This window comes from Streptomyces sp. NBC_01016, from assembly GCF_026341035.1.
Lineage (GTDB): Bacteria > Actinomycetota > Actinomycetes > Streptomycetales > Streptomycetaceae > Streptomyces.
Map to the genome: position 1 here is coordinate 2,294,492 of NZ_JAPEOQ010000001.1, position 26,935 is coordinate 2,321,426.

At 69.9% G+C, this 26,935-nt stretch carries 25 protein-coding genes and 2 tRNA genes; 16 read left to right on the forward strand and 11 right to left on the reverse strand.

From position 1 onward, the window contains the following. Positions 1 to 107: 107 nt before the first annotated feature. Positions 108 to 272: a hypothetical protein gene (locus tag OG746_RS10805; RefSeq protein WP_266713872.1), complete on the forward strand. Its 165-nt coding sequence runs from the start codon at positions 108 to 110 to the stop codon at positions 270 to 272. Between the two features lie 51 nt (positions 273 to 323). Then, positions 324 to 1,412, forward strand: a complete 1,089-nt coding sequence (locus tag OG746_RS10810) for a YlbL family protein (RefSeq protein WP_266713874.1) — start codon at positions 324 to 326, stop codon at positions 1,410 to 1,412. A gap of 80 nt (positions 1,413 to 1,492) precedes the next feature. Here the strand turns inward: OG746_RS10810 and OG746_RS10815 are convergent, their stop codons facing one another. After that, entirely contained in the window at positions 1,493 to 2,035 is a 543-nt protein-coding gene (locus tag OG746_RS10815) for a PPA1309 family protein (protein WP_266713876.1), read from the reverse strand. Between the two features lie 143 nt (positions 2,036 to 2,178). Between OG746_RS10815 and OG746_RS10820 the strand changes: the two genes are divergently transcribed. The 4 genes from OG746_RS10820 to OG746_RS10835 all read left to right on the forward strand — a co-directional run bounded on the left by OG746_RS10820 (position 2,179) and on the right by OG746_RS10835 (position 7,537). Next, positions 2,179 to 5,088 carry a UPF0182 family membrane protein gene (locus OG746_RS10820; RefSeq protein ID WP_266718850.1) on the forward strand — a complete coding sequence of 970 codons (2,910 nt, stop codon included), beginning with the start codon at positions 2,179 to 2,181 and terminating at the stop codon, positions 5,086 to 5,088. A 47-nt stretch (positions 5,089 to 5,135) separates the two neighbouring features. After that, positions 5,136 to 5,209: transfer RNA gene (locus OG746_RS10825), tRNA-Met, on the forward strand. 228 nt (positions 5,210 to 5,437) lie between these two features. After that, on the forward strand, positions 5,438 to 7,234 hold the full coding sequence (locus tag OG746_RS10830) for a tetratricopeptide repeat protein (protein ID WP_266713878.1): 1,797 nt from the start codon (positions 5,438 to 5,440) through the stop codon (positions 7,232 to 7,234). Positions 7,235 to 7,463: 229 nt separating this feature from the next. Beyond that, a tRNA-Met gene (locus OG746_RS10835) sits at positions 7,464 to 7,537 on the forward strand. Between the two features lie 48 nt (positions 7,538 to 7,585). Here the strand turns inward: OG746_RS10835 and OG746_RS10840 are convergent. The 4 genes from OG746_RS10840 to OG746_RS10855 all read right to left on the reverse strand — a co-directional run bounded on the left by OG746_RS10840 (position 7,586) and on the right by OG746_RS10855 (position 11,044). Then, a complete protein-coding gene (locus OG746_RS10840) occupies positions 7,586 to 8,722 on the reverse strand; it encodes an ABC transporter substrate-binding protein (protein WP_266713880.1) in 1,137 nt (378 codons plus the stop codon). A 43-nt stretch (positions 8,723 to 8,765) separates the two neighbouring features. Further along, a complete protein-coding gene (locus OG746_RS10845) occupies positions 8,766 to 9,635 on the reverse strand; it encodes an ABC transporter permease (protein ID WP_266713882.1) in 870 nt (289 codons plus the stop codon). A 49-nt stretch (positions 9,636 to 9,684) separates the two neighbouring features. Continuing rightward, positions 9,685 to 10,443, reverse strand: a complete 759-nt coding sequence (locus tag OG746_RS10850; RefSeq protein WP_266713884.1) for an ABC transporter ATP-binding protein — start codon at positions 10,441 to 10,443, stop codon at positions 9,685 to 9,687. Between the two features lie 181 nt (positions 10,444 to 10,624). Next, positions 10,625 to 11,044: a Fur family transcriptional regulator gene (locus OG746_RS10855; RefSeq protein WP_266713886.1), complete on the reverse strand. Its 420-nt coding sequence runs from the start codon at positions 11,042 to 11,044 to the stop codon at positions 10,625 to 10,627. 137 nt (positions 11,045 to 11,181) lie between these two features. Between OG746_RS10855 and katG the strand changes: the two genes are divergently transcribed. Next, a complete protein-coding gene (katG, locus tag OG746_RS10860) occupies positions 11,182 to 13,398 on the forward strand; it encodes a catalase/peroxidase HPI (RefSeq protein ID WP_266713888.1) in 2,217 nt (738 codons plus the stop codon). Between the two features lie 103 nt (positions 13,399 to 13,501). On the opposite strand, the gene OG746_RS10865 is transcribed toward katG, so the two are convergent. Together OG746_RS10865 and hisN are read right to left on the reverse strand one after the other, a co-directional pair. After that, positions 13,502 to 13,903, reverse strand: coding sequence for a CBS domain-containing protein (locus OG746_RS10865; RefSeq protein ID WP_266713890.1), 402 nt, complete (start codon positions 13,901 to 13,903; stop codon positions 13,502 to 13,504). 168 nt (positions 13,904 to 14,071) lie between these two features. After that, a complete protein-coding gene (gene hisN / locus OG746_RS10870; protein ID WP_266713892.1) occupies positions 14,072 to 14,872 on the reverse strand; it encodes a histidinol-phosphatase in 801 nt (266 codons plus the stop codon). 154 nt (positions 14,873 to 15,026) lie between these two features. On the opposite strand from hisN, the gene OG746_RS10875 reads away from it, so the two are divergent. Next, positions 15,027 to 15,608: a TetR/AcrR family transcriptional regulator gene (locus OG746_RS10875; RefSeq protein WP_266713894.1), complete on the forward strand. Its 582-nt coding sequence runs from the start codon at positions 15,027 to 15,029 to the stop codon at positions 15,606 to 15,608. Between the two features lie 58 nt (positions 15,609 to 15,666). Here the strand turns inward: OG746_RS10875 and OG746_RS10880 are convergent, their stop codons facing one another. The 4 genes from OG746_RS10880 to OG746_RS10895 form a co-directional block, all read right to left on the reverse strand. Continuing rightward, on the reverse strand, positions 15,667 to 15,990 hold the full coding sequence (locus tag OG746_RS10880) for a DMT family transporter (protein WP_266713896.1): 324 nt from the start codon (positions 15,988 to 15,990) through the stop codon (positions 15,667 to 15,669). Positions 15,991 to 16,099: 109 nt separating this feature from the next. Continuing rightward, the gene (gene rsgA / locus OG746_RS10885; RefSeq protein ID WP_266713897.1) at positions 16,100 to 17,110 is read right to left on the reverse strand and encodes a ribosome small subunit-dependent GTPase A; all 1,011 of its coding nucleotides are present in this window, start codon (positions 17,108 to 17,110) and stop codon (positions 16,100 to 16,102) included. Between the two features lie 12 nt (positions 17,111 to 17,122). Further along, positions 17,123 to 18,448, reverse strand: coding sequence for a 3-phosphoshikimate 1-carboxyvinyltransferase (gene aroA, locus OG746_RS10890; protein WP_266713899.1), 1,326 nt, complete (start codon positions 18,446 to 18,448; stop codon positions 17,123 to 17,125). A 36-nt stretch (positions 18,449 to 18,484) separates the two neighbouring features. Next, complete coding sequence (locus OG746_RS10895) at positions 18,485 to 19,186, reverse strand: M50 family metallopeptidase (protein WP_266713901.1); 702 nt, start codon at positions 19,184 to 19,186, stop codon at positions 18,485 to 18,487. Positions 19,187 to 19,246: 60 nt separating this feature from the next. Between OG746_RS10895 and OG746_RS10900 the strand changes: the two genes are divergently transcribed. The 8 genes from OG746_RS10900 to def all read left to right on the forward strand — a co-directional run bounded on the left by OG746_RS10900 (position 19,247) and on the right by def (position 26,705). Continuing rightward, positions 19,247 to 20,086 carry an SOS response-associated peptidase gene (locus tag OG746_RS10900; protein ID WP_266713903.1) on the forward strand — a complete coding sequence of 280 codons (840 nt, stop codon included), beginning with the start codon at positions 19,247 to 19,249 and terminating at the stop codon, positions 20,084 to 20,086. An 82-nt stretch (positions 20,087 to 20,168) separates the two neighbouring features. After that, complete coding sequence (locus OG746_RS10905; RefSeq protein WP_266713905.1) at positions 20,169 to 20,804, forward strand: alpha/beta hydrolase family protein; 636 nt, start codon at positions 20,169 to 20,171, stop codon at positions 20,802 to 20,804. 244 nt (positions 20,805 to 21,048) lie between these two features. Then, the gene (gene sigR / locus OG746_RS10910; RefSeq protein ID WP_266718852.1) at positions 21,049 to 21,732 is read left to right on the forward strand and encodes an RNA polymerase sigma factor SigR; all 684 of its coding nucleotides are present in this window, start codon (positions 21,049 to 21,051) and stop codon (positions 21,730 to 21,732) included. Further along, the gene (gene rsrA, locus OG746_RS10915; protein ID WP_266713907.1) at positions 21,729 to 22,025 is read left to right on the forward strand and encodes a mycothiol system anti-sigma-R factor; all 297 of its coding nucleotides are present in this window, start codon (positions 21,729 to 21,731) and stop codon (positions 22,023 to 22,025) included. The genes sigR and rsrA overlap by 4 nt, the downstream gene beginning before the upstream one ends. 189 nt (positions 22,026 to 22,214) lie before the next feature. Then, positions 22,215 to 23,546, forward strand: a complete 1,332-nt coding sequence (locus OG746_RS10920; protein WP_266713909.1) for an HD-GYP domain-containing protein — start codon at positions 22,215 to 22,217, stop codon at positions 23,544 to 23,546. A 122-nt stretch (positions 23,547 to 23,668) separates the two neighbouring features. Beyond that, positions 23,669 to 24,850 (forward strand): HD-GYP domain-containing protein, encoded by a 1,182-nt coding sequence (locus OG746_RS10925; RefSeq protein ID WP_524540394.1) that lies wholly within the window; start codon positions 23,669 to 23,671, stop codon positions 24,848 to 24,850. A 114-nt stretch (positions 24,851 to 24,964) separates the two neighbouring features. Next, positions 24,965 to 25,945 carry a tetratricopeptide repeat protein gene (locus OG746_RS10930; protein ID WP_266713911.1) on the forward strand — a complete coding sequence of 327 codons (981 nt, stop codon included), beginning with the start codon at positions 24,965 to 24,967 and terminating at the stop codon, positions 25,943 to 25,945. A 109-nt stretch (positions 25,946 to 26,054) separates the two neighbouring features. Further along, the gene (gene def / locus OG746_RS10935; protein WP_266713913.1) at positions 26,055 to 26,705 is read left to right on the forward strand and encodes a peptide deformylase; all 651 of its coding nucleotides are present in this window, start codon (positions 26,055 to 26,057) and stop codon (positions 26,703 to 26,705) included. Positions 26,706 to 26,935: the final 230 nt, after the last annotated feature.

A 26,935-nucleotide genomic window follows, 5' to 3' on the forward strand; every position in this document is an offset into this window, starting at 1 on the left:
CGGGGGTTCCGGTTGCGTAACCGCCCCCCGGCGGCGAGCGTTGGGACAGCGGATGGTTAATCTGCTGATACGTCAGTGGCAGTCGCTCATGGGGTCGGGAGGTCGGCATGGCAGCGCTCCTGTGGTTGCTCATCCCGGTTGTCGCTGCGGTGGCTGCCGGATTCTGGGGCATCTGGGCCGGCCGTCAGCGCCACAAGACCGGTGACGTCACCGAACTCAGTGGTTACGCGCGTTTCCGTGAGGCGATGGAGAAGTCGCACCAAGGGACCTGACGGGCCCGGCCCCACAGGTGCGTCGACAGGGTCGTCCCGTACTGTCGTTCCATGCCACGCCGCACTGCGACGATGCTCGCCTCGACCCTGATGCTGATCGCGCTCTTGTGCGCGGGGGTGCTCATCAAAGTGCCCTACGCGGAGATGTCGCCGGGACCGACGGTGAACACCCTCGCGGACCACGGCGGCGAACCCGTGATCCAGATCTCCGGACACAAGACGTACGACGCCTCCGGCCACCTGAACATGACGACGGTCCGCGTCACCAGCGCCGACTACAACATGAACCTGGTGTCGGCCGTCTACGGGTGGCTCGCGCACGACAGCATCGTGGTGCCGCACGAGACGCTCTACCCGGACGGCCAGACCGAGCAGCAGTCCTCGCAGCAGAACGCCGAGGAGTTCAGCCAGTCCCAGGAGAGCGCCAAGGTGGCGGCGCTGCACGAGATGGGCATCCCCGTGAAGTCCTGGGTGATCGTCTCCAGTGTCGTCAAGGACAGCCCGGCCCAGGGCAGGCTGCACGCCGGTGACGTCATCAAGTCCGTCGACGGCACCAAGGTCACCAAGCCCACCGACGTCGCCAAGCTCGTCACCAAGCACAAGCCGGGCGAGAACGTCGTCTTCACGGTCGTGCCCGTCAAGGAGGCGGCCGCAGCCGAAAAGGCCGGCAAGGAAGCGACCCGCACGAAGAACGTGACGATCAAGACGGAGAAGGCCGAGGACGACCGCGCGATCGTCGGCATCCAGGCGGGGACCGACCACACCTTCCCGTTCGAGATCGACATCAAGCTCGCCGACGTGGGCGGTCCGAGTGCGGGTCTGATGTTCTCGCTCGGCATCGTCGACAAGCTCACGTCGGACGACCTGACCGGTGGCAAGTTCGTGGCCGGCACCGGCACCATCGACGACGACGGCAAGGTCGGCCCCATCGGCGGCATCGGCATGAAGACCGTCGGCGCGCGCGACAAGGGCGCGCAGTACTTCCTGACGCCGAAGGACAACTGCGCCACCGCGGCGAAGGACACCCCGGACGGCCTCACGCTCGTCAAGGTGGACACCATCGACGACGCGATGGACGCCCTGAAGGACATCCGCAGCGGCAACACGGCGGACCTGACCACCTGCACGGCCAAGGGCTGAACAGGCGCAAACACCGCACTACGTAGAGGGGCGCCACCGGAGACTTCCGATGGCGCCCCTCTACGTAGACGAAGAAAAGGTCACTCGGCGAACGTCACCGACAGGGCCTCCGCGAGCCCCGGTACGAGATTCGAGCCCGTGAGGACCTCCGTCGTCGCGTCCTTCTCGCGCAGCCGCAGCGCCGAGTCGCGGGTGCCGTCGCGCAGCACGCCGACCGTCATACGGACCTCCTGGCGGTCCGGGTGCTCGGCCACCCACTTCGTGAGCTTCGCGTTGCTGAGGCCCTCCGGGACGGACGCCTCCGCGGACGGCGGCAGCATGAGCCGCTCGACCGTCAGCGCGCAGCCCACGACGGCGTCGGGCCACGCGATGGTGCCGAGGAACTCGTCCAGCGGCTTTCCGGCAGGGATCTCGTCCTGCTCGATCGGGGTGAGGCCAGGGGCCTCCTGCTCGCCCTCGAGCCCGAGCTGGGCGGCGAGAGCGGGTTCCTGGGCGCGCAGCGCGGCGGTGTCGACGAGGGCGAAGAGGCGAGCGGGCTGGTCCCAGCCAAGCCCGGCGGCGTACTCATCGATCTCGAGTACGGCTCGGGTGAGGGGGCTCGCTGCCATGGGAGTGTTGGACATGGTCACAATCCTGCCTCGTTCGTCGCCCGAACCGGGAACTGAGTAAAGCGTGAGTAAGTTGCATAGGTGATGGGTCCGCGTTCTCGGGGGCCCGACCGACCGACCGAATACCGAACTTCGAGGTGCACACCTTGGCTTTCCAGATGCCGGACCGCGGCGGGGGCCCGACGGGACCGCGGATCAGAGTCGGCCGACCCTCCCGGCGTGCCCGAACACTGTTGTTGACGCTGGGCGTCCTGGCCGTGCTCGGCATGGCCTTCGTCATGTTCGCCGGATTCTGGACCGATTGGCTCTGGTACCGCTCGGTCAAGTTCTCGTCCGTCTTTACGACTCAACTGTGGACGAAGATCGGGCTCTTCTTCGTCTTCGGACTGCTGATGGCGCTCGCCGTCGGCGTGAACGTCTGGCTGGCGCACCGGTTGCGTCCGCCGCTGAGCGCCATGTCGATGGAGCAGCAGAGCCTCGATCGCTACCGGATGGGCATCGCGCCCTTCAAGCGGTGGCTGCTCGTCGGCATCACCGCCCTTGTGGGTCTGATCGCGGGAGCCTCGGCCGCCAGCCAGTGGCGTACATGGCTGATGTTCGTGAACGGCGTGCCGTTCAACCAGAAGGACCCGCAGTTCCACATGGACGTGTCCTTCTACGCGTTCGATCTGCCCTGGTACCGCTTCCTGCTCGGCTTCGGGTTCGCGGCAGCCGTCATCGGCCTGGTCGCCGCTGCGCTGACGCACTACCTGTACGGCGGCCTGCGGATCACCAGCCCGGGCGCGCGGGCCACGGCCGCGGCGACGGGGCACCTCTCCGTCCTGCTGGGCGTGTTCGTCGCCCTGAAGGCGGTCGCGTACTGGCTCGACCGGTACGGGCTCGCCGTGAAGCAGAGCGACTTCAAGGCGACGGACAACTGGACGGGCCTCAGGTACGTCGACGCGAACGCGTATCTGCCGGCGAAGACGATCCTGTTCTGCATCGCCGTCATCTGCGCGATTCTCTTCTTCGCGACCCTGTGGCGGCGCACCTGGCAGCTGCCGGTCATCGGCTTCGGCCTGATGGTGCTCTCGGCGATCCTGATCGGCGGCCTGTACCCGGCCATCGTCCAGAAGTTCCAGGTCCAGCCGAACGAGCAGTCCAAGGAAGCCCCGTACATCAAGAAGAACATCGAGGCGACCCGTAAGGCCTACGGCATCGACAACGCCAAGCCCGTGGACTACAAGGGCAAGGGTTCGGACGACGCCGCGAAGCAGCGGACGGAGTCCGACTCGGCGGCCAGCTACCGGCTCAACGACCCGAACATCGTCTCGCCGACCTTCCAGCAGCTCGAGCAGCAGCGGAAGTACTACCAGTTCCCGACGACTCTGGACGTGGACCGCTACAACGGCCAGGACACCGTCGTCGGCCTGCGCGAGCTGAACCTGAGCAAGCTCGACAAGCGCAACTGGATCAACGACCACTTCGTCTACACGCACGGCTACGGGGCCGTGACGGCGAAGGGGACGGCGACGTCCCAGGGCGCCCCGCAGTTCACCGAGTCGGGCCTGCCGACCACCGGCGACCTCGGCGACTACAACCAGCGCATCTACTACGGCGAGAAGACCTCGCAGTACTCGATCGTCGGTGGGCCGCAGAAGGAGCTGGACTACGAGCAGGACGACGGCACGCAGAAGACGACCAGTTACAAGGGCAAGGGCGGCGTCAATCTGGCGAACCCGCTCAACCGCGCCGCGTACGCCGTCGCCTTCAGCGAGCCGCAGATCCTCTACTCGGGGGCCATCGGTGAGGGCTCGCGGATCCTCTACAACCGCACTCCCAAGGAGCGCGTCGAGGCCGTCGCGCCGTGGCTGACGATCGACGGGGACCCGTATCCGACGGTCGTGAACGGCAAGATCAAGTGGGTCATCGACGCCTACACGACGTCGAACGGCTATCCCTACGCGTCCCGTACGACGCTGGGCGACAGCACCGCCGACTCGCTCAACGAGGCGGACAGCCAGCGCGCCGTGGTGGCCCAGCAGAACCAGGTCAACTACATCCGCAACTCGGTGAAGGCGACCGTCGACGCGGGCACGGGCGAGGTCAAGCTCTACACGTGGGACGACAAGGACCCGGTCCTCAAGACCTGGAAGAAGGCGTTCCCCGGCACGGTCGAGCCCAAGAGCGCGATCCCGGCCTCCTTGAAGGAGCACCTGCGCTACCCGCAGGACATGTTCAAGGTCCAGCGTGAGCTGCTGAGCCTCTACCACGTGACGAACTCGAACCAGTTCTACAACGCGTCCGACGCGTGGCAGGTGCCGAACGACCCGACCAAGAAGGACAACAGCGCGGTCCCGCCGTACTACCTGTCCATGAAGATGCCGGGTCAGACCAGCCAGCAGTTCTCACTGACGACGACGTTCACGCCGAGCGGTCGGCCCAACCTGAGAGCCTTCATGGCGGTCGATGCCGACGCGACCAGTAAGGACTACGGCGCCATAAGGCTGCTCAGAGTCACCGAGGACAAGGTCGCAGGACCCGAGCAGGTACAGAACACGCTCAACTCCTCGGGCTCCGTGGCCAACTGGGTGCGCGATATGAAGGGCGCCGACTCGACGGTCCTGTACGGCAATCTGCTGACGGTGCCGCTCGACAAGGGCTTCCTCTACGTAGAGCCGATCTACGCCCAGGGCCGCAATGCCGAGTACCCACTCATGCGCAAGGTCGCGGTCTCGTACGGCAACAAGATCGGTTTCGCGGACTCGCTGTCCGAGGCGCTCAACGAGGCCTTCGATGTGGACGCGGACACGCCGGCCGAGCCGGAGAAGCCCGGCGGGGACACGAGCGAGACGCCGGAGAACTCGACGGTGAAGGAAGCGCTCGCGGACGCCGACGAGGCCTTCAAGGACGGCCAGGAGGCCCTGAAGGACAACGACTGGACCGCCTACGGCAAGGCCCAGGACCGGCTGCAGGACGCCTTGGAACGCGCCGAGGACGCGCAGAGCAAGGCCGACAAGGCGGCAGGGGACAACAAGAACGACAAGAACAGCGGCAACGGGGACAACAAGGAGGCGGCCGGCGGCTGACCGGTCAAGTGACCCCTCCGCGCCGTGGTACGGTTTGAACACAACGGCGCGGGGTGGAGCAGCTCGGTAGCTCGCTGGGCTCATAACCCAGAGGTCGCAGGTTCAAATCCTGTCCCCGCTACTGATGATCGAAGGCTCGGAAGCTAAGGCTTCCGGGCCTTCGGTGCGTCGGGGCCCCTGCTGTCATGAGCCCCTGGCATGTGCGAAGCGTGTGCGAACGATGCTCCCCTCGGGGGGAGTTGAGCAAACTGTGTTTCACTTGTCTCCCTGTGGGCATGTCGACAAAACGCTGAAGTGACCTCACTGGCTGCGGTATTCCAGGTGTACCCAGGTTGCAGGTGGTGCGACGATGGACGTTATGGGGGACAAGGCAACTCTGTTGGAGACAGGGCGGTTTGTGCAGTCGACAGATCGGGACGAACCCGGCGAGGCTGCGGAAGAAGCACGCCAGCGGCTGGCCGCGGAGGCCGGCGACGTCGAGGCGATGAGCGTCCTCGGCGCCATGCTGCTGCGCCGCGGAGATCTCGACGGAGCCGAGCCCCTTCTTCGTGCTGCCACCGGCGCCGGTGACCGGGCCGCGGCCAACAACCTCGGAGTCCTGCTCCACACGCGCGGCTACGCGGAAGAGGCCGCGGGCTGGTGGCGTGTCGCCGCCGTCGCGGGCTCCGCTCCCGCCGCGCACGCCCTGGGCCGTTACTTCCGCGAGCGTGGCGACGAGCCCGCCGCCGAGTACTGGCTGCGCCAGGCCGCCGAGCACGGCCACACGCTGGGCGCGTACGCGCTCGCCGATCTTCTGGAGCACCGCAGCGACGTCGGCGCCGAGCGCTGGATGCGGGTCGCCGCCGAGCGCGGGCACCGTGAGGCCGCGTACCGGCTCGCCCGCGCGCTCGACCGGAAGGGCGGCGCCGATGTGCTCGTCTCCGGCGACGGCAGGAACCCGGCAGAGGAGGCCGAGCAGTGGTACCGGCAGGCCTCCGCGCGCGGGCACCGGCGGGCCGCGCTGCACCTCGGTTCGATCCTGGAGAAGCGCGGCGAGCTGAAAGAGGCCGGGCGCTGGTATCTGACGTCCGCCAAGGACGGTGAGGCGCGCGCCGCGTGCGCTCTCGCGTTCCTGCTGCGCGACGCGGGCGACGAGGAGAGCGCCGCCGTGTGGTGGCTGCGTGCCGCCCAGGACGGCGACGGCAACGCGGCGAACGCGCTGGGCGCCCTGCACGCCGAGCGCGGCGAGACGCAGACCGCCGAGCGCTGGTACCGCGCGGCCATGGACGCGGGCGACAACAACGGCGCGTACAACCTCGGCCTGCTCTGCGCCGAGCAGCAGCGCACCGCGCAGGCCGAGGGCTGGTACCGCCGCGCCGCCTACGCGGGTCACCGCGAGGCGGCCAACGCGCTGGCGGTCCTGCTCCTGCAGAACGGGGACGCGGTCGGCGCCGAGCCCTGGTTCTCCAAGGCGGCGGAGGCCGGGAGCGTCGACGCGGCGTTCAACCTCGGGATCCTGTACGCGAGTCGGGACGACGAGGCGGCCGCGCTGCAGTGGTACGAGCGGGCCGCGGCCGGCGGGCACACCGAGGCGGCGCTGCAGGCGGGCATCGCGCGGCAGCGTGAGGGCGACGAACAGGCCGCCGAGCGGCACCTGCGGTGTGCGGCCGGGGGCGGCAGCGCAGAGGCCGCGTACCGGCTCGCCTCGCTGCTCGATGTGCGGCGGCCGCCCGCCGTTCGGCACGAGCTGGGGGAGCCCGTCACCGAGAAGAGCGAGTGCGAGGAGTGGTACGAGCGGGCTGCCGAGCACGGGCACCGTCGGGCGCAGGTGCGGGTCGGGATGCTGGCCGCCGCGCGGGGCGATGTGGTGGAGGCGGCGCGGTGGTACCGGGAGGCTGCGGAGGCCGGGTCGCGCAACGGGGCGTTCAACCTTGGGCTGTTGCTCGCCCGTGAGGGGAGTGAGCCGGAGGCGGCGCTGTGGTGGACGCGGGCGGCCGATGCGGGGCACGGGCGGGCGGCGCTGCGGCTCGCGCTGCTGTGTGCGCGGCGGGGTGACCTCGCCGAGGGGCAGAAGTGGGCGTCCCGGGCGGTCGAGTTGGGCCCTGCGGAGGTTGCGGAGCGGGCGGGGCGGTTGCGGGATGCGTTGCGGCAGGAGTTGTCGGCGTAGCGCTGCGCTCGGCCGTACCGGGGGTATCCGGCTGTGCCGGGGTATCCGGCTGTGCCGGGGTGGGGGGCGATCGAAGGCGCTGCCCGCGCCGGGGTGCCGCCTTGCCCACCCTGCCGCCCCTGGCGGCAGATTGCCCAAGGCGGCGGGGGTACCCCGTGAGGCTGAGGCCCCCCGCAGGGAGTGGTTTGCGCTGGTCGGGGGGCATGCCGTAAGGTTGTGAACACAACGGCGCGGGGTGGAGCAGCTCGGTAGCTCGCTGGGCTCATAACCCAGAGGTCGCAGGTTCAAATCCTGTCCCCGCTACTGAAAGTCCGAGGCCCGGATCCAATTGGATCCGGGCCTCGGGCGTTTTCACGGCTTGTGGCCGACCGCCTCCTCGTACAGCTTCCTGTTCACCGTCTTCGACTCCGGCAGCGGATCGCCCTCGGAGACGCCCGCCGCCTTGTACGCAGCCTGAAGCCGGTCCGTCGTGCCGGAGCGGATCTCCCAGTCCATCCGGAGGGACGGCGTCTCCTCCAGGACCTTCTTGTCCGTCTTCAGGAGGCGGGCCAGTTCGGTCACGAAGGCGGGGTCCTTCTTGTAGTCGCCCCGGAAGTACGTGTTCACGGTCCGGATGTACGCGCGCAGGAACGCGACGCCCGCGTCCGGGTCCTTGCTGAGGAGGTTCGGCCCGTACAGGAGGCCGCCGAGCGGCTCGCCCTGAGGCTGTCCGCCGAGGAACGCGTAGCGCTTGTCGCCGTCGACCTTGCGCCAGATCGGGTCGAGGAGCCAGGCCGAGTCGACCCCGCCGTTCTGCAGCCCGGTCAGCACGTCGGCCGAGCCGAGCTGCTGGAACTGGACCTTGTTCAGGCCCCCGTCGTGCTTCTTCAGGGCGATGTTCATCGGGTACGAGGCGACCGAGCCCTTGCCGATCAGCGTGCCCATCTTCTTGCCCGCCATCCGGACCTGGGACGCGCTCTGCCCCTTCTTGAGGCGCACCCACAGCCCGCTCTTGGACTTGGGGTCGGGGGAGAAGTTGCCGGACACCCACTTGATGTCGAAGCCGCCGAGGATGCCGTTCATGACCGCCGCCTCCGGGGCGGCCCACTGGGCGTCGATCTCGCCCTTGGCGAGGAGGGGGAGGGCGTCGGGCGTGGGAAGGACCTTCAGCTTCACATCCAGGCCCTCCTTCTTGAACTCGCCCTTCTTGACGGCCATTTCGAGCGGGGCCACGTACTCGGCGCTCAGCGTGCCCGTCGCGATCGTCAGCTTGCGCGGCTTGCTGAGCTTGGCCGGGGCGGGCGCGCCCTTGTCGCAGCGGGCCGGCTTCCGGTCGGGGGAGCGGTCCGCCGGATCCGTCCAGGAGCCCTTGCCGCAGCCGGCGACCGCCTTGATCGCGCGGGGCTTGGCCGCGGCGTCGGACGAGGTGTCGTTCTTCGCGCAGGACGTCGTGCCGAGCAGCAGGGCGCCGGTCGCGAGCAGGGTCGTACCTACGTATCTGGTGCGCATGGAGCCTCCGTACACAAGAGCAGGCAAGGGCAGAGAGGGAGAGTCAGGACTGGCTGCGGCCGCGGTCGCGTGGGGCCCACGGCGTGAGGAACCGGCCTGCCAGGCGCACCAGTTCGGAGAAGAGGACGCCGAGGGCGGCGACGCAGACGATGCCGACGAACATCACGTCGTTCTGGAAGAGGGCGCGGGCGTCGAAGATCAGATGGCCCAGGCCGTCGTTCGCGGCGATCTGCTCCGAGGCGACGATGACCAGGACCGCGACGCCCGCCGCGATGCGCGCGCCCACCAGGACGGCGGGGAGCGAGGCGGGCAGCAGGATGTGCCGGAACATCTGCCAGGGGGACGCGCCGAAGACCTGGCCGGCGTCCCGGTGGCCGGTGGGGACGGAGATGACCGCCGCCATCGTGGAGATCCACACGAAGAAGAAGACCGTCGCCGCGACGAGCGCGATCTGCGGCCCCTCGCCCAGGCCGAACATGTTCAGGAAGATCGGCAGAAGGGCGAGCTTCGGCACTACGTAGAGGGCGTCGAGGAGGGGTTCGAGTGCCGCGCGGACCAGGGAGATCGAGCCCATGAGGAGGCCGAGGAGGTAGCCCGACACCGTGCCGATGACGTAGCCGGCGAGGACCCGCTTCAGGGTGGCCCAGACGTCCGGCCACAGTTCGCCGTCGGCCGCGCGCTGCCAGCCGTCGGCGAGGATCGTGGATGGGGCCGGGTAGATGCGCTCGTCGATCCAGGACTGCGAGGCCGCGAGCTGCCAGAGCAGGATCAGGACCACGGGGACCGCGATCGCGAGGGAGAGTTCGAGGGCGCGGCGTTTGCGCCGGGCGCGGGTGGGGTGGAGCTCCTGGGGGCCCGGGGCACGGACCAGGAGGTCGTCGTCCGTGGCCTTGGCCGGAATCAGGTTGGTCATGGGCGCAGCCCATTCGTTGAAAGGGCGGTGGTGGGTGACGGGAGGGCGGTCATGCCGGGACCGCCTCCTGGTGCACCTCGCCGCGCAGCAGATCCCACAACTCGCCCTTCAGGGAGGTGAATTCGGGGGTGTCGCGGATGTCTCCGGTGCGCGGGCGCTCGAACGGCGGCCTGCGCTCGGCGATCACGCGGCCGGGGCGGGCCGACATCACCAGGACCCGGTCGCCGAGGACGATCGCCTCCTCCAGGCTGTGCGTGATGAAGAGCGTGGTGGTCCGCGTCGTCTGCGTGAGTGCCAGCAGCTCGTCCTGGAGGATCGTGCGGAGCTGGGCGTCGAGGGCCGCGAAGGGCTCGTCCATGAGGAGGATCTCCGGCTCCACCGCCAGCGCCCGCGCGATCGCGACGCGCTGGCGCATGCCGCCGGAGAGGGCGGACGGGTAGGCGTCGGCGAAGTCGGCGAGGCCCATCCGGGCGAGCCAGTCGCGGGCGCGGGCGTTCGCCTCCTTGCGCGGGGTCTTCTGGATGTCGAGGCCGAAGCGGACGTTGGCCAGGACGGTTTTCCAGTCGTAGATCCCGTAGTCCTGGAAGATCATGGCCGCCGGACGAGGGCTCGTCGTACGGATCTCCAGGGTGCCGCCGGAGGGGCGGGTGAGGCCCGCGGCTATCCGGAGCAGGGTGGACTTTCCGCAGCCCGAGGGGCCGACCACGCAGACGAACTCGCCGGGAGTGACCGTCAGGTCGAGCGGTCCGAGGGCGTGCGTGGTGCCGAAAGTCCTGGTGAGTGCGCGGGCTTGGAGCTTGGGATGCATGGGCCCTCCGGGGTGCGGCGGATTCTCGTGGGCGACCGCGAGAATATGACGACCCGTCAGATTGCGGAAGGGGTGCGTGGTTGACGCATGCACAGTGGGGCCCGGCGACCTGTGGCCGCACGGCAAAAGGCCCGCACCGTGAGGTGCGGGCCTTTCGGAGTTGAGGGTTCCGGGTGAGGAGCTACGCCTTCGCGGCGCAGTTCGGGCACAGTCCCCGGTAGGTGACCTCGACGTCCGAGATCGTGAAGCCGAAGCGCTCGTCGGACGGCAGGGCCGTCAGCGGATTGCCCGTCGGGTGCACGTCGCGGATCTGGCCGCACACGTCGCAGACCAGGTGCTGGTGCGGGCGGTGCGCGTTCGGGTCGTAGCGCTTGGCGCGCTTGTCCGTCGCGACCTCGATCACCTCACCGAGCGAGACCATCTCGCCCAGCGTGTTGTAAACGGTGGCCCGTGAGATCTCCGGCAGCCTCGCCGTCGCGCGCGCATGCACCTCGTCAGCGGTGAGGTGTACGTGGTCCCCGTCGAGGACCTCGGCCACGACGCGTCGCTGCGCGGTCATCCGCCAGCCGCGTCCGCGCAGCCGTTCCAACAGGTCACTCATAAGGACCAGCCTAACAGTCAGGGGACCTTGGCCCCGAACGGATGTGACTTTGGAGCTTTCCTTGACTTAGACATTGTCCATTGTAGGATCAAGCTCGGCTATAGCCAAGCGACAGGACGACTCGGGAAGGGCACCCAATGTCCGAGAAGCAAGAAGCACCGCCGGTCACGGACCCGAAGACGGAGGAGGCGGGCGGTTGTCCGGTCGCGCACGGCCGGGCCGCGCACCCGACGCAGGGCGGCAGCAACCGTCAGTGGTGGCCGGAGCAGCTCAATCTGAAGATCCTTGCGAAGAACCCGGCCGTGGCGAACCCTCTTGGTGAGGAGTTCGACTACGCCGAGGCTTTCAAGACCCTCGACCTGCCCGCCGTGAAGCGGGACATCGCCGAGGTGCTCACCACTTCCCAGGACTGGTGGCCGGCCGACTTCGGCAATTACGGCCCGCTGATGATCCGCATGGCGTGGCACTCCGCCGGTACGTACCGCATCAGCGACGGCCGCGGTGGCGCCGGTGCCGGGCAGCAGCGCTTCGCGCCGCTCAACAGCTGGCCGGACAACGGCAACCTCGACAAGGCCCGCCGTCTGCTGTGGCCGGTGAAGAAGAAGTACGGCCAGAGCATCTCCTGGGCCGACCTCTTGATCCTCACCGGCAATGTCGCCCTGGAGACCATGGGCTTCAAGACCTTCGGCTTCGCCGGCGGCCGCCCCGACGTGTGGGAGCCCGACGAGGACGTCTACTGGGGTCCTGAGCAGATCTGGCTGGACGACCAGCGCTACACCGGCGACCGCGATCTCGAGGACCCGCTCGGCGCCGTCCAGATGGGCCTCATCTACGTCAACCCCGAGGGTCCCAACGGGAACCCGGACCCGATCGCCGCGGCCCGCGACATCCGCGAGACGTTCCGCCGCATGGCGATGAACGACGAGGAGACCGTCGCCCTCATCGCCGGTGGCCACACCTTCGGCAAGACCCACGGTGCGGGGGACGCGGACCTCGTCGAGGCCGAGCCCGAGGGCGCCCCGATGGAGCAGATGGGCCTCGGCTGGAAGTCCGGGCACGGCTCCGGCAAGGGCCGTGACTCCATCACCTCCGGCCTCGAGGTGACCTGGACCTCCACCCCGACCAAGTGGTCCAACGAGTTCTTCAAGAACCTCTTCGGGTACGAGTGGGAGCTCACGCAGTCCCCGGCCGGCGCCAACCAGTGGGTGGCGAAGGACGCCGAGGCGACCATCCCGGACCCCGAGGACGCGTCGCAGAAGCGTCTGCCGACGATGCTGACGACCGACCTCTCGCTGAGGTTCGACCCGATCTACGAGCCGATCTCGCGGCGCTTCTACGAGAACCCCGAGGAGTTCGCGGACGCCTTCGCCCGCGCCTGGTACAAGCTGACGCACCGTGACCTGGGCCCGGCCGTCCGCTACCTCGGCCCGGAGGTTCCCTCCGAGGAGCTGCTGTGGCAGGACCCGCTGCCGGAGCGCGAGGGCGCGGTCATCGACGCCGCCGACATCGCCACGCTGAAGCAGCAGATCCTCGGCTCGGACCTCACGGTCCCGCAGCTGGTGTCCGCGGCCTGGGCCTCGGCCTCCTCCTTCCGCGGCGGCGACAAGCGCGGCGGCGCCAACGGTGCCCGCGTCCGCCTCGAGCCGCAGCGCGGCTGGGAGGTCAACGACCCGGAGAACCTCGCGCAGGTGCTGCGTACGCTCGAGGGCATCCAGCAGTCCTTCAACGCCGGCGGCGGCAAGAAGGTCTCCCTGGCCGACCTGATCGTGCTCGCGGGCTCCGCGGCCGTCGAGCAGGCCGCCAAGGACGGCGGCGTCGAGGTCGAGGTGCCGTTCACGCCGGGCCGTGTCGACGCCTCGCAGGAGAAGACCGACATCGAGTCGTTCTCCGCGCTGGAGCCGAAGGCCGACGGCTTCCGCAACTACGTGGGCAAGGCCAACCGCCTCCCGGCGGAGTTCCTGCTCACCGACAAGGCGAACCTGCTCACCCTGAGCGCGCCCGAAATGACCGTCCTCGTCGGCGGTCTGCGTGTCCTCGGCGCCAACACGGGCAAGTCGAAGCACGGCGTCTTCACCGACCGCCCCGGCACGCTGACGAACGACTTCTTCGTCAACGTGACCGACATCGGCACGGAGTGGAAGTCCACGTCCGAGGCGCAGGACGAGTTCGAGGGCCGCGTCGGTGGCGCGGTCAAGTGGACCGGTACCCGCGCCGACCTGGTCTTCGGCTCCAACTCCGAGCTGCGCGCGCTCGCCGAGGTGTACGCGAGCGACGACGCCAAGGAGAAGTTCGTGAAGGACTTCGCCGCGGCGTGGAGCAAGGTCATGGACCTGGACCGGTTCGACCTGCGCTGATCGAGAACCGTTGAGCAAAGAGGGCCGGCTCCCTTCGGGGAACCGGCCCTCTTTGTCGTGTCCGAGCAGCGTCGTGTCCGGACGTCGTGCCCAGGCGTCGTGTCTACGCCGGGAGCGGGGCGGGCTGTCGTCGGGCCGGGGCCCAGCGGCGGATGATGTCGCGGACCGAGACGATGCCGACCGGCTCCTGCCCGTCGAGCACGATGAGATGCCGGAAGCCGCCGTGCGCCATGGCGGCGGCGGCCTCCTCCACGGTCCACGACGGGGCGGCAAAGACGACGTCCGTGGTGGTGTGGGTGCCCGCGGTCTCCAGGTCCGGATCCTGGTTCTGGCCCAGGGCGTTGAGGATGTCGCGCTCGGTCAGGATGCCGACGCCGATGCCGTCCGGGTCGAGGACGACGGCGGCGCCGACGTGCCGCGCGGACATCAGCCGGGCCGCCTGGCGCAGGGTGTGGTTGGGGCCGATGGTGAGGACCATCGTGCTCATGGCGTCACGGACGAGCATGGATGGAGCCACCTTCCTGTGTGAGGTACTTGTGGCACCGGGCCCGTAAGGAACGAGAACCGGTTCACAAGTTCACAAGTGGGGGGACTCTCAGAGTTGCAGGTAAAGGGAGTGCCAACAAGGGGGCGCGAGAGGTGAGTTCAGGGGCGTGAGGAGTTCAACCCGCACTCACACCGAAGCGCGCAGATAGCTCAGCAGTTGGTCGTGGAGCAGGCCGTTCGAGGCCGCCGCGTTGCCACTGTGCGGGCCGGGGCGTCCGTCGAGCCCGGTGTAGCTGCCGCCCGCCTCGGAGACGACGATCGACGGCGCCGCCATGTCCCAGAGGGAGAGCTCCGGTTCGGCGCACATCTCGATCGATCCCTCGGCGACCATCATGTACGGCCAGAAGTCCCCGTAGCCGCGCGTGCGCCACACGGCCCGCGTCAGATCGAGGAACCCGTCGAGCCTGCCCTGCTCCTCCCAGCCGGTCAGCGAGGAGTACGCGAACGAGGCGTCCTCCAGGCGGCCCACCTTGGAGACGTGGATGCGCGACGCGGAGGTGAGGCTGCGGCCCGTGTACGCGCCCGCTCCCTTCGCCGCCCACCAACGGCGCTGCAGTGCGGGGGCGGAGACGACGCCGACGACCGGCTGGTAGCCGCCCTCGCCGGCCTCCATCAGGGAGATCAGCGTCGCCCAGACCGGGACGCCGCGCACGTAGTTCTTGGTCCCGTCGATCGGGTCGATGACCCAGCGGCGCGGGCCCGTGCCCTGGATCCCGTACTCCTCGCCCAGGATCGCGTCACGCGGCCGTGCCCGTTGAAGGTTGCCGCGGATCAACTCCTCGGCAGCCTTGTCCGCCTCGCTCACCGGAGTCATGTCCGGTTTGGTCTCCACCTTCAGGTCGAGAGCCTTGAACCGGTCCATCGTCGCGGCATCGGCGACGTCCGCGAGGACGTGGGCGAGCCGCAGATCATCTTGGTAGTCGGGCATGAGTGAACAGTATCGATCGTGGTACGCCGACTGCTACAGGGACCGATCCGACGCCGGGCCCTGTGCGCTCGACGCGGGGGATTGACACCGCGTACGAGCGCGTCAACTCTGGCCACACAGGCCTGACGAAACCCGGCGAACCGGGGAGGCGACGATGCCTGCAGCGCGGGAATCCCTACTGGAAGCGGCCTATACGGCGCTCGGGCGACGGCCGTGGGGCGGGGTGCGGATGGTCGACGTGGCAGCGGTCGCTGGGGTCTCCCGGCAGACCCTCTACAACGAGTTCGGCAGCAAGGAAGGGCTCGCTCGCGCCCTCGTGCGCCGAGAGGCAGACGCCTATCTCGCGGGCGTGGACCGGGCGTTGAAGGAGGGCGGGCTCGACGGCGTGGCCGAGTGGACCGTCGCCAGTGCGCGGCGCAATCCGCTGGTGCGGGCCGCGCTCACCGGGTGCTGGAGCGAGCGCCTGCCCGCGCCGACACTGTCCGCCGTGCCGTCCTCCTCGTCCGTGCCGGCCCAGCGCAGAGCGGACGGGCCGCTGCCGGCGCCCGGCGACTTCGTGGTCGCGGTGCGGGACCGGAGTGTGGCCGCGCTCGGTGTGCCGGGGGTGGCGAAGAGCGAGGTTGAGGCGCTGGCGCGGGACTGCGAGGTGGCGGTGCGGCTGGCGCTGTCTTGCGTGATGGCGCCGCCGGGAGAGGGCGGGGTCGCGCGGATGGTGCGCGAGGTCGTGCGCCGGTAGCGCGGACGCTCAGGGTGCCGGTGGAACGGACGCTCGGTGGGCCGGTAGAGCGGACGCGTCAGTGCGCCGAGCCCGACAGCTGCAGGCCGATCACGCCCGCGATCACCAGGCTGATGGAGACGATCTTGAGGACCGAGACCATGTCCCCGAGGAAGACCATGCCGTAGATCGCCGTGCCGGCCGCGCCGATGCCCGTCCACACCGCGTAGGCAGGACCCACGTCGAGCTTCTTCAGGGAGAGCGTGAGGAGTCCGAAGCTGCCGAGGGCGAACGCGGCGAACGCGACCGTCGGCCACAGCCGGGTGAAGCCGTGGGAGAGCTTCAGGCAGACGGCGAATCCGGTCTCCAGGATCCCCGCGACGACGACCAGCAGCCACGCCATGTCCTTGTGCCTCCCGCGTTCCACTGATCTCTGAATGTCTGTGATCTTGCGTCCGGCTTGGTGCGATTATGCCCTTACCTGTGTGGCGCGGCAGCAAACAAGCGCGAGTTCAGTCGCCGTCCCGGCGCTCCCGTGTCGCGAGGAGGCGGCGCAGCGAGTACAGCCGGGCCGGATCCGCGTGCCCCTCCTCCACGTAGGCGTCCAGCGCGCAGTCGGGTTCGTCGTGGCTGCACGCGCGCGGGCAGTTCTCCGTGCCCGGCACCAGGTCGGGGAAGGCGTTGATGACGCGCGACGGGTCCACGTGGTGCAGCCCGAACGACCGCACGCCGGGCGTGTCGATCACCCAGCCCGCGTCCCCCGACAACGGCAGCGCGAGCGCCGATGTCGTCGTGTGCCTGCCGCGCCCGGTCACCGCGTTGACATGCCCCGTCGTACGCCGCTGATCGTCCGGCACCAGGGCGTTGACCAGCGTCGTCTTTCCGACGCCGGAGTGGCCGACGAACGCCGTGATCTTCCCGTCGAGCTGCTCGCGCACCCGCTCCACGGCCGAGCCGTCCTCCAGCTCGGTACGGCTGGTGACGACGTACGGGATGTCGAGCGCCCCGTACAGCTCGAGCATCTTGTCCGGCGGCGCCAGGTCCGACTTCGTCAGGACGAGGAGCGGGGTGAGGCCGCCGTCGAACGCCGCCACCAGGCAGCGGTCGATCATGCGCGGGCGCGGCTCGGGGTCGGCGAGCGCGGTGACAATGGCGAGCTGGTCGGCATTGGCGACGACCACCCGCTCGTACGGGTCGTCGTCGTCCGCCGTGCGGCGCAGCAGGGAGCTGCGGCCCCCGATGCGGACGATGCGCGCGAGGGTGTCCTTCTTGCCGGACAGATCGCCGACGACGGAGACCCGGTCGCCCACGACCGCCGCCTTGCGGCCCAGCTCGCGGGCCTTCATCGCGGTCACGGGGACGTCGTCGATGAGGACGGTGAGCCGGCCGCGGTCGACCGTGAGGACCATGCCCTCGGCCGCGTCCTCGTGCTTGGGGCGGATGTTGCTCCGCGGCCGGTTGCCCTTGCGGTTCGGGCGCTGCCGGATGTCGTCCTCGTCGGTGTGCTTGCCGTAGCGGCGCATCGCGGTGTGCCCCTAGGCCCGGTCGGTCCCGAGCATCGCGGCCCACATGTCGGGGAAGTCCGGCAGCGTCTTCGCGGTGGTCGCCACGTTCTCGATCTGTACGTCCTTGACCGCGAGGCCGATGATCGCGCCCGCGGTGGCCATGCGGTGGTCGTCGTACGTGTGGAAGATCCCGCCGTGCAGCTTGCGCGGGCGGATGTGCAGACCGTCGGCGGTCTCCGTCACATCACCGCCCAGCTCGTTGATCTCCTTGGTGAGCGCGGCAAGGCGGTCCGTCTCGTGCAGGCGCAGATGGGCGACGCCGCGCAGGGTGGACGGGGAGTCGGCCAGGGCGGCCACCGCGGCGATGCCGGGGGTCAGCTCGCCGACCTCGCTCAGGTCGACGTCGATGCCGTGGATCGACCCCGACCCGGTGAACTCGAGCCCGCGCTCGGTCAGTTCACAGCCGCCGCCCATCTGCGTGAAGATGTCGCGCAGCGCGTCGCCGGGCTGCGTGGTGTGCTCGGGCCAGTCGGGGATCGTCACCTTGCCGCCGGTGATCAGGGCCGCGGCCAGGAACGGCTGGGCGTTCGACAGGTCCGGCTCGATGGTGATGTCCCGGCCGAGCAGGGCGCCGGGCGTGACCCGCCACACGTTCGGCTCGCCGCCCGACTCCGGGGTGTCGACCTGGGCGCCGACCGCGCGCAGCATGTCGACCGTCATGCGGATGTGCGGCATGGAGGGGAGGGCCGAGCCCGTGTGCCGGACCTCGACTCCCTGGTTGAAGCGCGGGCCCGACAGCAGCAGGGCCGAAACGAACTGGGACGACGACGAGGCGTCGATCTCCACCGGGCCGCCCTCCAGGGCGCCCCCGCCGTGCACCGTCAGCGGCAGCGCGCCGCGGCCCTCGTCGTCGATCCGGGCGCCGAGCGCGCGCAGCGCGTCGATCACGCCGTGCAGCGGACGCTCGTACGAACGGGGGTCGCCGTCGAACCGGATCGGACCGTCGGCGAGCGAGGCGACCGGCGGCAGGAAGCGCATCACGGTCCCCGCGTTGCCGACGTCGACCGTGGCGGGCCCCTGAAGGCCGGACGGGATGACGCGCCACGCCTCACCGGACCCGTCGGGCCCCACGCCTTCCTCGATGCCCACACCCATCTCGCGCAGCGCGGCCGCCATCAGCAGCGTGTCGCGGGAGCGCAGCGGGCGGCGCAGCCAGCCCGGCTCCGCGGCGAGCGCGGCGAGCACGAGCGCCCGGTTGGTGACGGATTTGGACCCCGGCACCTGAACAGTCGCGTCGACGGCTCCGCTCGCGAGAGGGGCGGGCCAGAGGGCGGTGTGGGCCGGGTTCGTGGTCATGCCCCAACTCTAGTCGGCCCCCGGGAAGGCACCTGCTCACAGCCCCAGCAGCCAGCGGCCACCGCCGAGCAGTGAGCACAGTGAGACGGCGTGGAAGAAAAACAGCCACATTCCCGCGGGGACGTGCGTGAGGCGCGAGAGCTGGTCGGCGTCGGAGTCGCCCGCGCCTCCCCTGTGGCGCTTGCGCTGCAGCTCGAAGGCGGGGCGCACGCCACCGAGGAGCAGGAACCAGACCACGGTGTACGCGAAGGCCGCCTGGACCTGCGGCCCCGCGAGCCAGGAGACGAGGACGAAGGCGCCGCCGGCGACGACGACGGTCAGCACCCCGTACGCGTTCCTGATCATCACGAGCATCGCCACGAGCAGCGCCGTGGCCAGCCACAGCAGCAGTGTGATGTGTCCCTCGGAGAGCAGCGCCGCGCCGCCGAGACCGAGCAGCGGCGGGGCCGTGTACCCGGCGGCCGCGGTCAGGATCATGCCGAGGCCGGTCGGTTTGCCGCGGCTCACGGTGAGGCCGCTGGTGTCGCCGTGCAGCCGGATGCCGTCGAGGCGGCGGCCCATCAGCAGGGCGATCAGGCCGTGGCCGCCCTCGTGGGCGATCGTGATGGCGTTACGGGACAGCCGCCAGATGCCGTGCGGGACGATCGCGGCGAGCGCGACGACGGCCGTGGCGATCGTCACCCACTGGTCGGGGTCGGACTGGGTCCCGAAGATCCGGTCCCAGAGGCTGGCGTCCATGTGTTTCGGCTGCTCCCGTTCGGGTTCGGTGGCGGGTCGGCATCTGGCACTGTGGCACGTATGTGCGGACGTTATGCATCGAGTCGCAGGCCCGAGGATCTCGCAGGAATCTTTGAGATCGAGAAGTGGGAGCCGGAGGAGGCCTATGAGGCCGATTTCAATGTGGCTCCCACCAAGGAGGTCTACGCGGTTCTCGACCGCCCGGTGAAGGACGCCGAGGCCGCCTCTCACAGTTCCTCCGCCACGGGTCGTCCGGTTCGCCAGCTGCGCAAGCTCAAGTGGGGGCTCGTGCCGTCCTGGTCCAAGACGCCGGAGGGCGGCGCCCGCATGATCAACGCGCGGGCCGAGACCGTGCACGAGAAGCCCTCGTTCCGCCGGGCCTTCACCACGCGGCGCTGCATCCTGCCCGCGGACGGCTATTACGAGTGGGTGACCGCGCCGGCCGAGCGCGACCTGGAGGTCGAGGGCAAGAAGAAGCGGCCGCGCAAGCAGCCGTACTTCGTGACGCCCGCGGACGGCTCGGTCTTCGCGATGGCCGGGCTCTACGAGTTCTGGCACGACCGCACGCTCCCGGACGAGCACCCGCTGGCCTGGTGGGTGACGTGCTCCGTGATCACCACGGAGGCGGAGACCGCGCCGCTCGGCGTCGCGCCGAAGGAGGGGCCGGGGTCCCTCGCCGATATCCACCCCCGGATGCCGCTGATGCTGACACCGGACCGGTGGGACGACTGGCTGGACCCGGCCCGTACGGACGTCGATGACCTTCGGTCGCTCCTCGCCCCTCCTCCGGAGGGGCTGATGCGGGCATATCCCGTGTCCACGGCGGTGAGCAATGTGCGCAACAACGGCGCGGAGCTTGTGCGGGAGCTGGAGGGGCCGGAGGAGGGCACGCTCTTCTGACGCGGTCGGCCGTGATGGACGACTCGGGGCTCTGCCCCGGACCCCGCGGGCTCTCGTCCCAGAGCGGGGCTTAAATGGCCACGTGACACGTAGCGAAATCATCCCCACCGAAACCGGCGACGCCCGTATCACCTGGCACTCCGCCAAGACCCCGAAGCTGGTGCTGGCCGTCAGTCATGGCGCCGGTGGCGGTATCGAGGCACGCGACCTCGTGGCCCTCGCCGCGGCCCTCCCCGCCCACGGAGTGAGCGTCGCTCTCGTGGAGCAGCCCTGGCGCGTCGCGGGGAAGAAGCTCGCGCCCGCCCCGAAGACGCTCGACAAGGGGTGGCGGGGCATCTGGCCCGCATTGGAGAAGCCCGGACTCCCGGTGATCGCCGGAGGCAGGAGCGCCGGCGCCCGCGTCGCCTGCCGTACCGCGGGGGAACTCGGCGCCGCCGCCGTGCTCGCGCTCAGCTTTCCGCTGCACCCGCCGGGCAAGCCGGAGAAGTCCCGTGCCGAGGAACTCCTCGGCGCGGGCGTGCCCACCCTCGTCGTACAGGGCGGCAACGACCCCTTCGGCAAGCCCGCCGAATTCCCGGAGTCCGGCGCGTACGAACTCACCGAAGTCCCCTACGGGGACCATGGCTTCGCCGTCCCGAAGCGCGCGGACATCACCCAGGACGAGGCCCTCTCCGTGATCACCGACGCGGTCACGAAGTGGACCGGATCACTCGTCTAGCAGCCGGGAATGTTGAGGCCGGGACGACTGTTGTGCGGACTGTCGGTGCACAGAGTTCGTACGAGAGGAAGTCCGCCGCATGGGTTCAGTCGCTTGCCCCAGCCGTGCCACCGCTCCTGACCTGGAGTGGAGCGTGCTGAGCGCGGCCAAGACCGCTCCTGTTCGGGCGGCGGGCGGACCGGATCGTCGTCTATCCTCCGATTCGAGCGGGGTCTCCTTTGGCTCCGTGACATCGCTTGAGGAGGTGGGTCCGGTCACAGGGACCGACGCAGGGACCGAGCACGGCCACGCGGAGGAGCGCCCCGAGACTCCCGGGAACGGGGAGAGCACCGCTGAGCGCAACGCGCGCTTCGAGCGGGACGCGCTGGAATTTCTCGACCAGATGTATTCGGCGGCCCTGCGCATGACGCGCAACCCGGCCGACGCCGAGGACCTGGTGCAGGAGACGTATGCGAAGGCGTACGCCTCGTTCCACCAGTTCCGTGAGGGCACGAACCTCAAGGCGTGGCTGTACCGGATCCTTACGAACACTTTCATCAACTCGTACCGCAAGAAGCAGCGCGAGCCCCAGCGCAGTGCCGCCGAGGAGATCGAGGACTGGCAGCTGGCCCGGGCCGAGTCGCACATGTCGACCGGTCTGCGCTCCGCCGAGTCGCAGGCGCTCGACCACCTGCCCGACTCGGACGTGAAGCGGGCGCTCCAGGCGATCCCCGAGGAATTCCGCATCGCGGTCTATCTCGCGGACGTAGAGGGCTTTGCGTACAAGGAGATCGCGGACATCATGGGAACACCCATCGGTACGGTGATGTCCCGGCTGCACCGTGGCCGTCGCCAGCTGCGCGGCATGCTGGAGGACTACGCCCGTGATCGCGGGCTCGTCCCGGCCGGTGCCGGTCAGGCGAACGAAGCGAAAGGCTCGGGCTCATGAGCTGCGGAGAGCCGCACGAGACGGACTGCAGTGAAGTCCTGGACCATCTCTACGAGTTCCTCGACCACGAGATGCCGGACAGTGACTGCACCAAGTTCGAGGTGCACTTCGAGGAGTGCTCCCCGTGCCTGGAGAAGTACGGCCTCGAGCAGGCCGTGAAGAAGCTGGTGAAGCGGTGCTGCGGTCATGACGACGTGCCCACCGATCTGCGGGCCAAGGTCATGGGGCGGATCGAAGTGATCCGCTCGGGCCAGGTCACGCCCGAAGAGGGCATGGGCAATCCGCTCGCCTGAGGCGCCTGTCGCCTGAAGTGGCTTCGTCTGAAGCGCCTGTTGCCGGAAGTGCCTGCTGAACCGGGCCCCGTTCACCCGATCGTGCGAATCCGGGGCCCGAGGTCCGGGCAATCCCCGTGATGCGGCGCGAGCGCCTTCCCGCGCGTCCTATCCTCCCTGAACTGGACGCCTTGGGGAGGGAGTTGGGGCATGCGGTCGGTTCCGCCTGTGGCCCGTGCGTATGTGCTCCTGACCGCCGGCGTCGCCGTGGTCTGCGCCGCCCCCGCGTTCTCCGCCACCACGTCGTGGCCCGGCGTCGCGCTGCTCGCGTTCCTCTACGCAGGATGTGAGCAGCTCGGCCGCTGCCGGCTCGTCGGGCGGCGCGCCCCCAAGGGGATGGGCACCTTCTTTCCCGTCCTGCTCGCCGGGGCGTTTCTGCTGCCGCCGGCCGCCGCCGCGCTCGTCGCCCTGCCCGGCGCCCTGCTCACCACTGTCGAGCGGCGGCCCGCGTGGCTGCGCAAGGTGTGGCGCGCGGCCCAACTCGCCCTCGCCTCCTGGGCCGCGGCCCGGGTCTTCGGCGCGCTCGGCGGGCCCGAAGCGGTCGCCGACCCCCGGTTCCCGTACGCGCTCGTACCCGGTGGCGCCGCGGTCCTCGCGTTCTGCGCCACACTCACCGTGCTCGACGGGGGCGTGCTCGCCTCCGCGGAGCGGGTCCCGGTGCGCAGCGCCTGGCGGGGGCTCTTCCTGCGGATGCTCGCGCCGGTGGCCGCACACGGGCTCGCGGGCCTGGTGATGGCGACGATGTGGACGAGTTCGTACGGTCCGCTCGCCGCGCTGCTCGTGCTCCTGCCGATGTACATCTCCTGCTGGGTGTTCGCCCAGTACCAGCGGGAGTGGTCGGCCCACCAGGCCACGATCCGGGCGCTCGTGCAGGCCGTCGACATCAAGGACGGCTATACGCGCGGGCACAGTGAGCGGGTCGGGCAGGCGTCGATGATGATCGCGCGCGAGCTCGGGATGGCGGGGGAGCGGGTGGAGGCGCTGCGGTTCGCCGGGATCCTGCACGACGTGGGGAAACTCGGCGTGCCCACACGGTTGTTGCGCAAGGACGGGCCGCTGACACCCGAGGAGCGCGAGGTCATTCAGCTGCATCCCGAGTACGGGCACGAGATGGTGCGGGGGATCGCGTTCCTGGGCGAGGCGCGGGCGGCGATTCTGCATCACCATGAGCGGCTCGACGGGAGCGGGTATCCGTACGGGCTCGCGGGGGCGCAGATTCCGGAGTTCGCGCGGGTGGTGGCGGTGGCGGACGCGTTCGACGCGATGACTTCCACGCGTACGTATTCGCGGGCGCGGCCCGTTCCGGTGGCGTTGACGGAGCTGGAGCGGTGCGCCGGTTCGCAGTTCGATCCGGTGATGGTGGGGGCGCTGGTGCGGGTCCTTGAGCGGGACGGGTGGCATCCCGTGGTCACGGCGGACGAGGCGGTGGTGCCACCGCCCCGCCCGGAAAGCGTCGCCGTCCCGCCGGCGGCGTCCCGGTGACGGGGGCCGAGCCGGAGCGTGGCGCGGGGGCCCCGGATCCGTTGCGCGGCACGGCGGGGAGACGGTTGTCCGGCTTGCTGGTGGTGGTGTTCGGGGTTGCTGTGGTGGTTGCCGCCGTGGCTGTGGGGGACACCGTTTGGCACGGCGTTGTCGAGCGGGGGAACGCGCTGGCGTTCGGGGTGCTCGTCGCCGTGGGGGAGGTGGCGCGGTGGGGTGGCGCAGAGGACCGGGAGGCCGCGCCGCTCGGGGCCGCGGGGGCGCTCGCGTACGCGCTGCTCGGGGAGGTCGCGGGGCGGCCCACGCACCACGGCGCACTACAGGTCGTCGCAATCGTCGTCGCGGGCACGCTCGTCGGCTGCATACCGCATGTGGCGCGCGGAAAGGGTGCCTCGCTCGACCATGTGACGCGGCGCGTGCTCACCGTCGCGTTCGCCGCCGTCTGCTTCCAACCGCTGTACAACCAGGGCGTGTTGGCGGAGTGGTTCGGGGACGGGGCGTACTACGCGCTGTTGATCGTCGGACTGCTGGTGCTGACCGCGTTGTGCGATGCCGTGCTCGCCGCCGTCATGGCGCACGCCAGGACGCGCTGGCCGTTCGGCCCGCTGCTGCGCGACGAGCTGCGGGCGATGCTCGGGATCGGGTCGGCCGTGTGCGCGACGGGCGCCGTCATGGCGCTCGCCGTCGCCGTCGCCGGGCTGTGGGCGCTGCCCCTGATCAGCCTGCCGCTGCTGCTCACCCAGTTGGCGTTCCGGCGGTACGCCGTGGTCAAGGCCACGTACCGGCAGACCATCACCTCACTGGCCCGCGCCACCGAGATCGCCGGCTACACCCCGCACGGGCACGCCCGCCGGGTGGCCGCGCTCAGCCGGGCCGTCGGCCGCGACCTGGGCCTCTCCCAGCCGGACCTGTCGGTGCTCGAGTACGCGGCGCTGATGCACGACATCGGGCAGCTCTCGCTCGTCGACCCGGTGGCCGAGGGCGCCACCGCCGCGCTGCCGCCCGCCCAGCAGCGGCGGATCGCCCTGCTCGGCGGCGCCGTCGTCCGTCAGACCGGGGTGGACACCCAGGTGGCGGTGGTGGTCGAGCGGCAGGCGGACCCGTACCGCGAGCAGCCGCTCATCGCCCGGATTGTGCGGACAGCGAACGCGTACGACGAGATGGCCAGGGAACAGGGACCTCAGGGGCCGCTCAGGGCCCTGGAAAGCCTGCGTCTGGCCACGGGGCGCGACTACCAGCCAGAGGTCGTGGAGGCGCTGGCCAGGGTGGTTGGAACGCCCGGTCTGAGCCTAGGGTCGGTTGGGTAACCCATGGGTAATGAGCGGTCGTCCGACCGTACGTGGTTGGATGCAAAGCAAGGTAGAACACGCAGAAACTCAGAGACCGGAGGCCCAGGCCTCGAGCATCGGCAGGCGGGAATCGTGAGGATCTTCGGCAAGGGACGGCACCGGCCCTCCGCCTCCTGGCGGCAGGCCACGGATCGCGCGTTCACGCTGATCGGCGACGGCCGGTACGAGGACGCGGGAGCGCTGCTCACGCGGGCCGCCGACCTGGAGCCCTGGCTGTCGGAGTCCTGGTTCAACCTCGCGCTGCTGCACAAGTTCCGGCACGACTGGGAGCAGGCCCGCACCACCGGCCTGCGGGCCGTCGCCCTGCTCGAGAAGGAGGGCGGGGCACCGGACTGGTGGAACGTGGGCATCGCAGCCACCGCCCTGCAGGACTGGCCGCTCGCGCGCAGGGCCTGGCAGGCGTACGGGCTGAAGGTGCCGGGCGGCGCCGCCGCTGCCGGGGAGCCGACCGGGATGGACCTCGGGAGCGCCGCGGTGCGGCTGTCGCCGGAGGGCGAGGCGGAGGTGGTGTGGGGGCGCAGGCTCGACCCCGCGCGCATCGAGCTGCTCTCCATCCCGCTGCCGTCGTCCGGGCGGCGCTGGGGCGAGGTCGTGCTGCACGACGGCGTCCCGCACGGGGAGCGGACCACGGCGGCCGGGCACTCGTACCCGGTCTTCGACGAGATCGAGCTGTGGGCGCCCTCGCCGGTTCCCACCTGGGTGGTGCTGCTCGAGGCCGCCACCGAGGACGACCGGGACGCGCTGGAGCGGCTGGCCGCCGACGCGGGCTTCGCCGCGGAGGACTGGTCGTCGTCCGTGCGGCTGCTGTGCCGGACGTGTTCGGAGTCGCGGATGCCGTCCGACGAGGGGGACGGTACGCATCTCGATCCGCACGACCACAGTGAGCCGGGGCATCCCGGGCCCCTTGGGCATCGGACCGATGGGCAGCTGTGGGTGCCGGAGCGGGAGTGCGGTGTGGCTGCGCCGGCTTCGCTGGTGCGGGGGTTGCTCGACGGGTGGGTGGCGGATTCGCCGGACTCGCGTGACTGGCGGGATCTCGAAGAGGTCTGTTAGGTGCGGGGCGGGTTTGGTTGGTCGCCCCCTCTGCCCCTGAAAGTACCCTGTAAGGGTTCCACCTCGTTGTTTCCCTCTCGTTGTTTCCCTAGGAAGGCGTTCGTCCGTCATGGCTCAGCAGGACACCGATCAGCAGCACGGCGGCGTGCTTCCCGTGGACGACGAGGGTTTCGTCGTCGACACCGAGGACTGTGAGGCCCGGGAGGCGGCGTACCGGGAGCGCGGCACGTCGCGGCCGATCACCGTCGTCGGGAACCCGGTGCTGCACAAGGAGTGCAAGGACGTCACCGAGTTCGACGACGAGCTGGCGAAGCTCGTCGACGACATGTTCGCGAGCCAGCACACCGCCGAGGGCGTGGGCCTCGCCGCCAACCAGATCGGTGTGGACCTGAAGGTCTTCGTGTACGACTGCCCGGACGACGACGGCATGCGGCACACCGGCGTCGTCTGCAACCCGGTCCTGCGCGAGCTGCCGACCGACCAGCGTCGCCTCGACGACTCCAACGAGGGCTGCCTGTCCGTGCCGACCGCGTACGCCGAACTCGCCCGCCCCGACTACGCGGTGGTCGACGGCCGGGACGAGAAGGGCAACCCGATCACCGTGCGCGGCACCGGCTACTTCGCGCGCTGCCTGCAGCACGAGACCGACCACCTGTACGGGTACCTGTACATCGACCGTCTCTCGAAGCGTGAGCGCAAGGACGCGTTGAAGCAGATGGAGGAGGGGACGCCGCGTTACCCGGTGGTCCCCAACAGCTGAGCAACTACCTTTCCCTCATGGGGGAGTTGAGGCGTCAGACGGCGTCCGGTGCGGAAGTGACCTCCGTCCGGGCGCCGTTCGCATGTGCGGGCAGGGGTACCCGGCCCGGACGCGTATCGCCCGAATCCGGTCATGGCAGGTGAAGAATCAGGAAGTGTGGGGTAGTGAGGGGAGCAAATCCGTTCCCATCGCGGTCAGTTATGGTGCTGAATAGAAAGCGCGGGGTAACA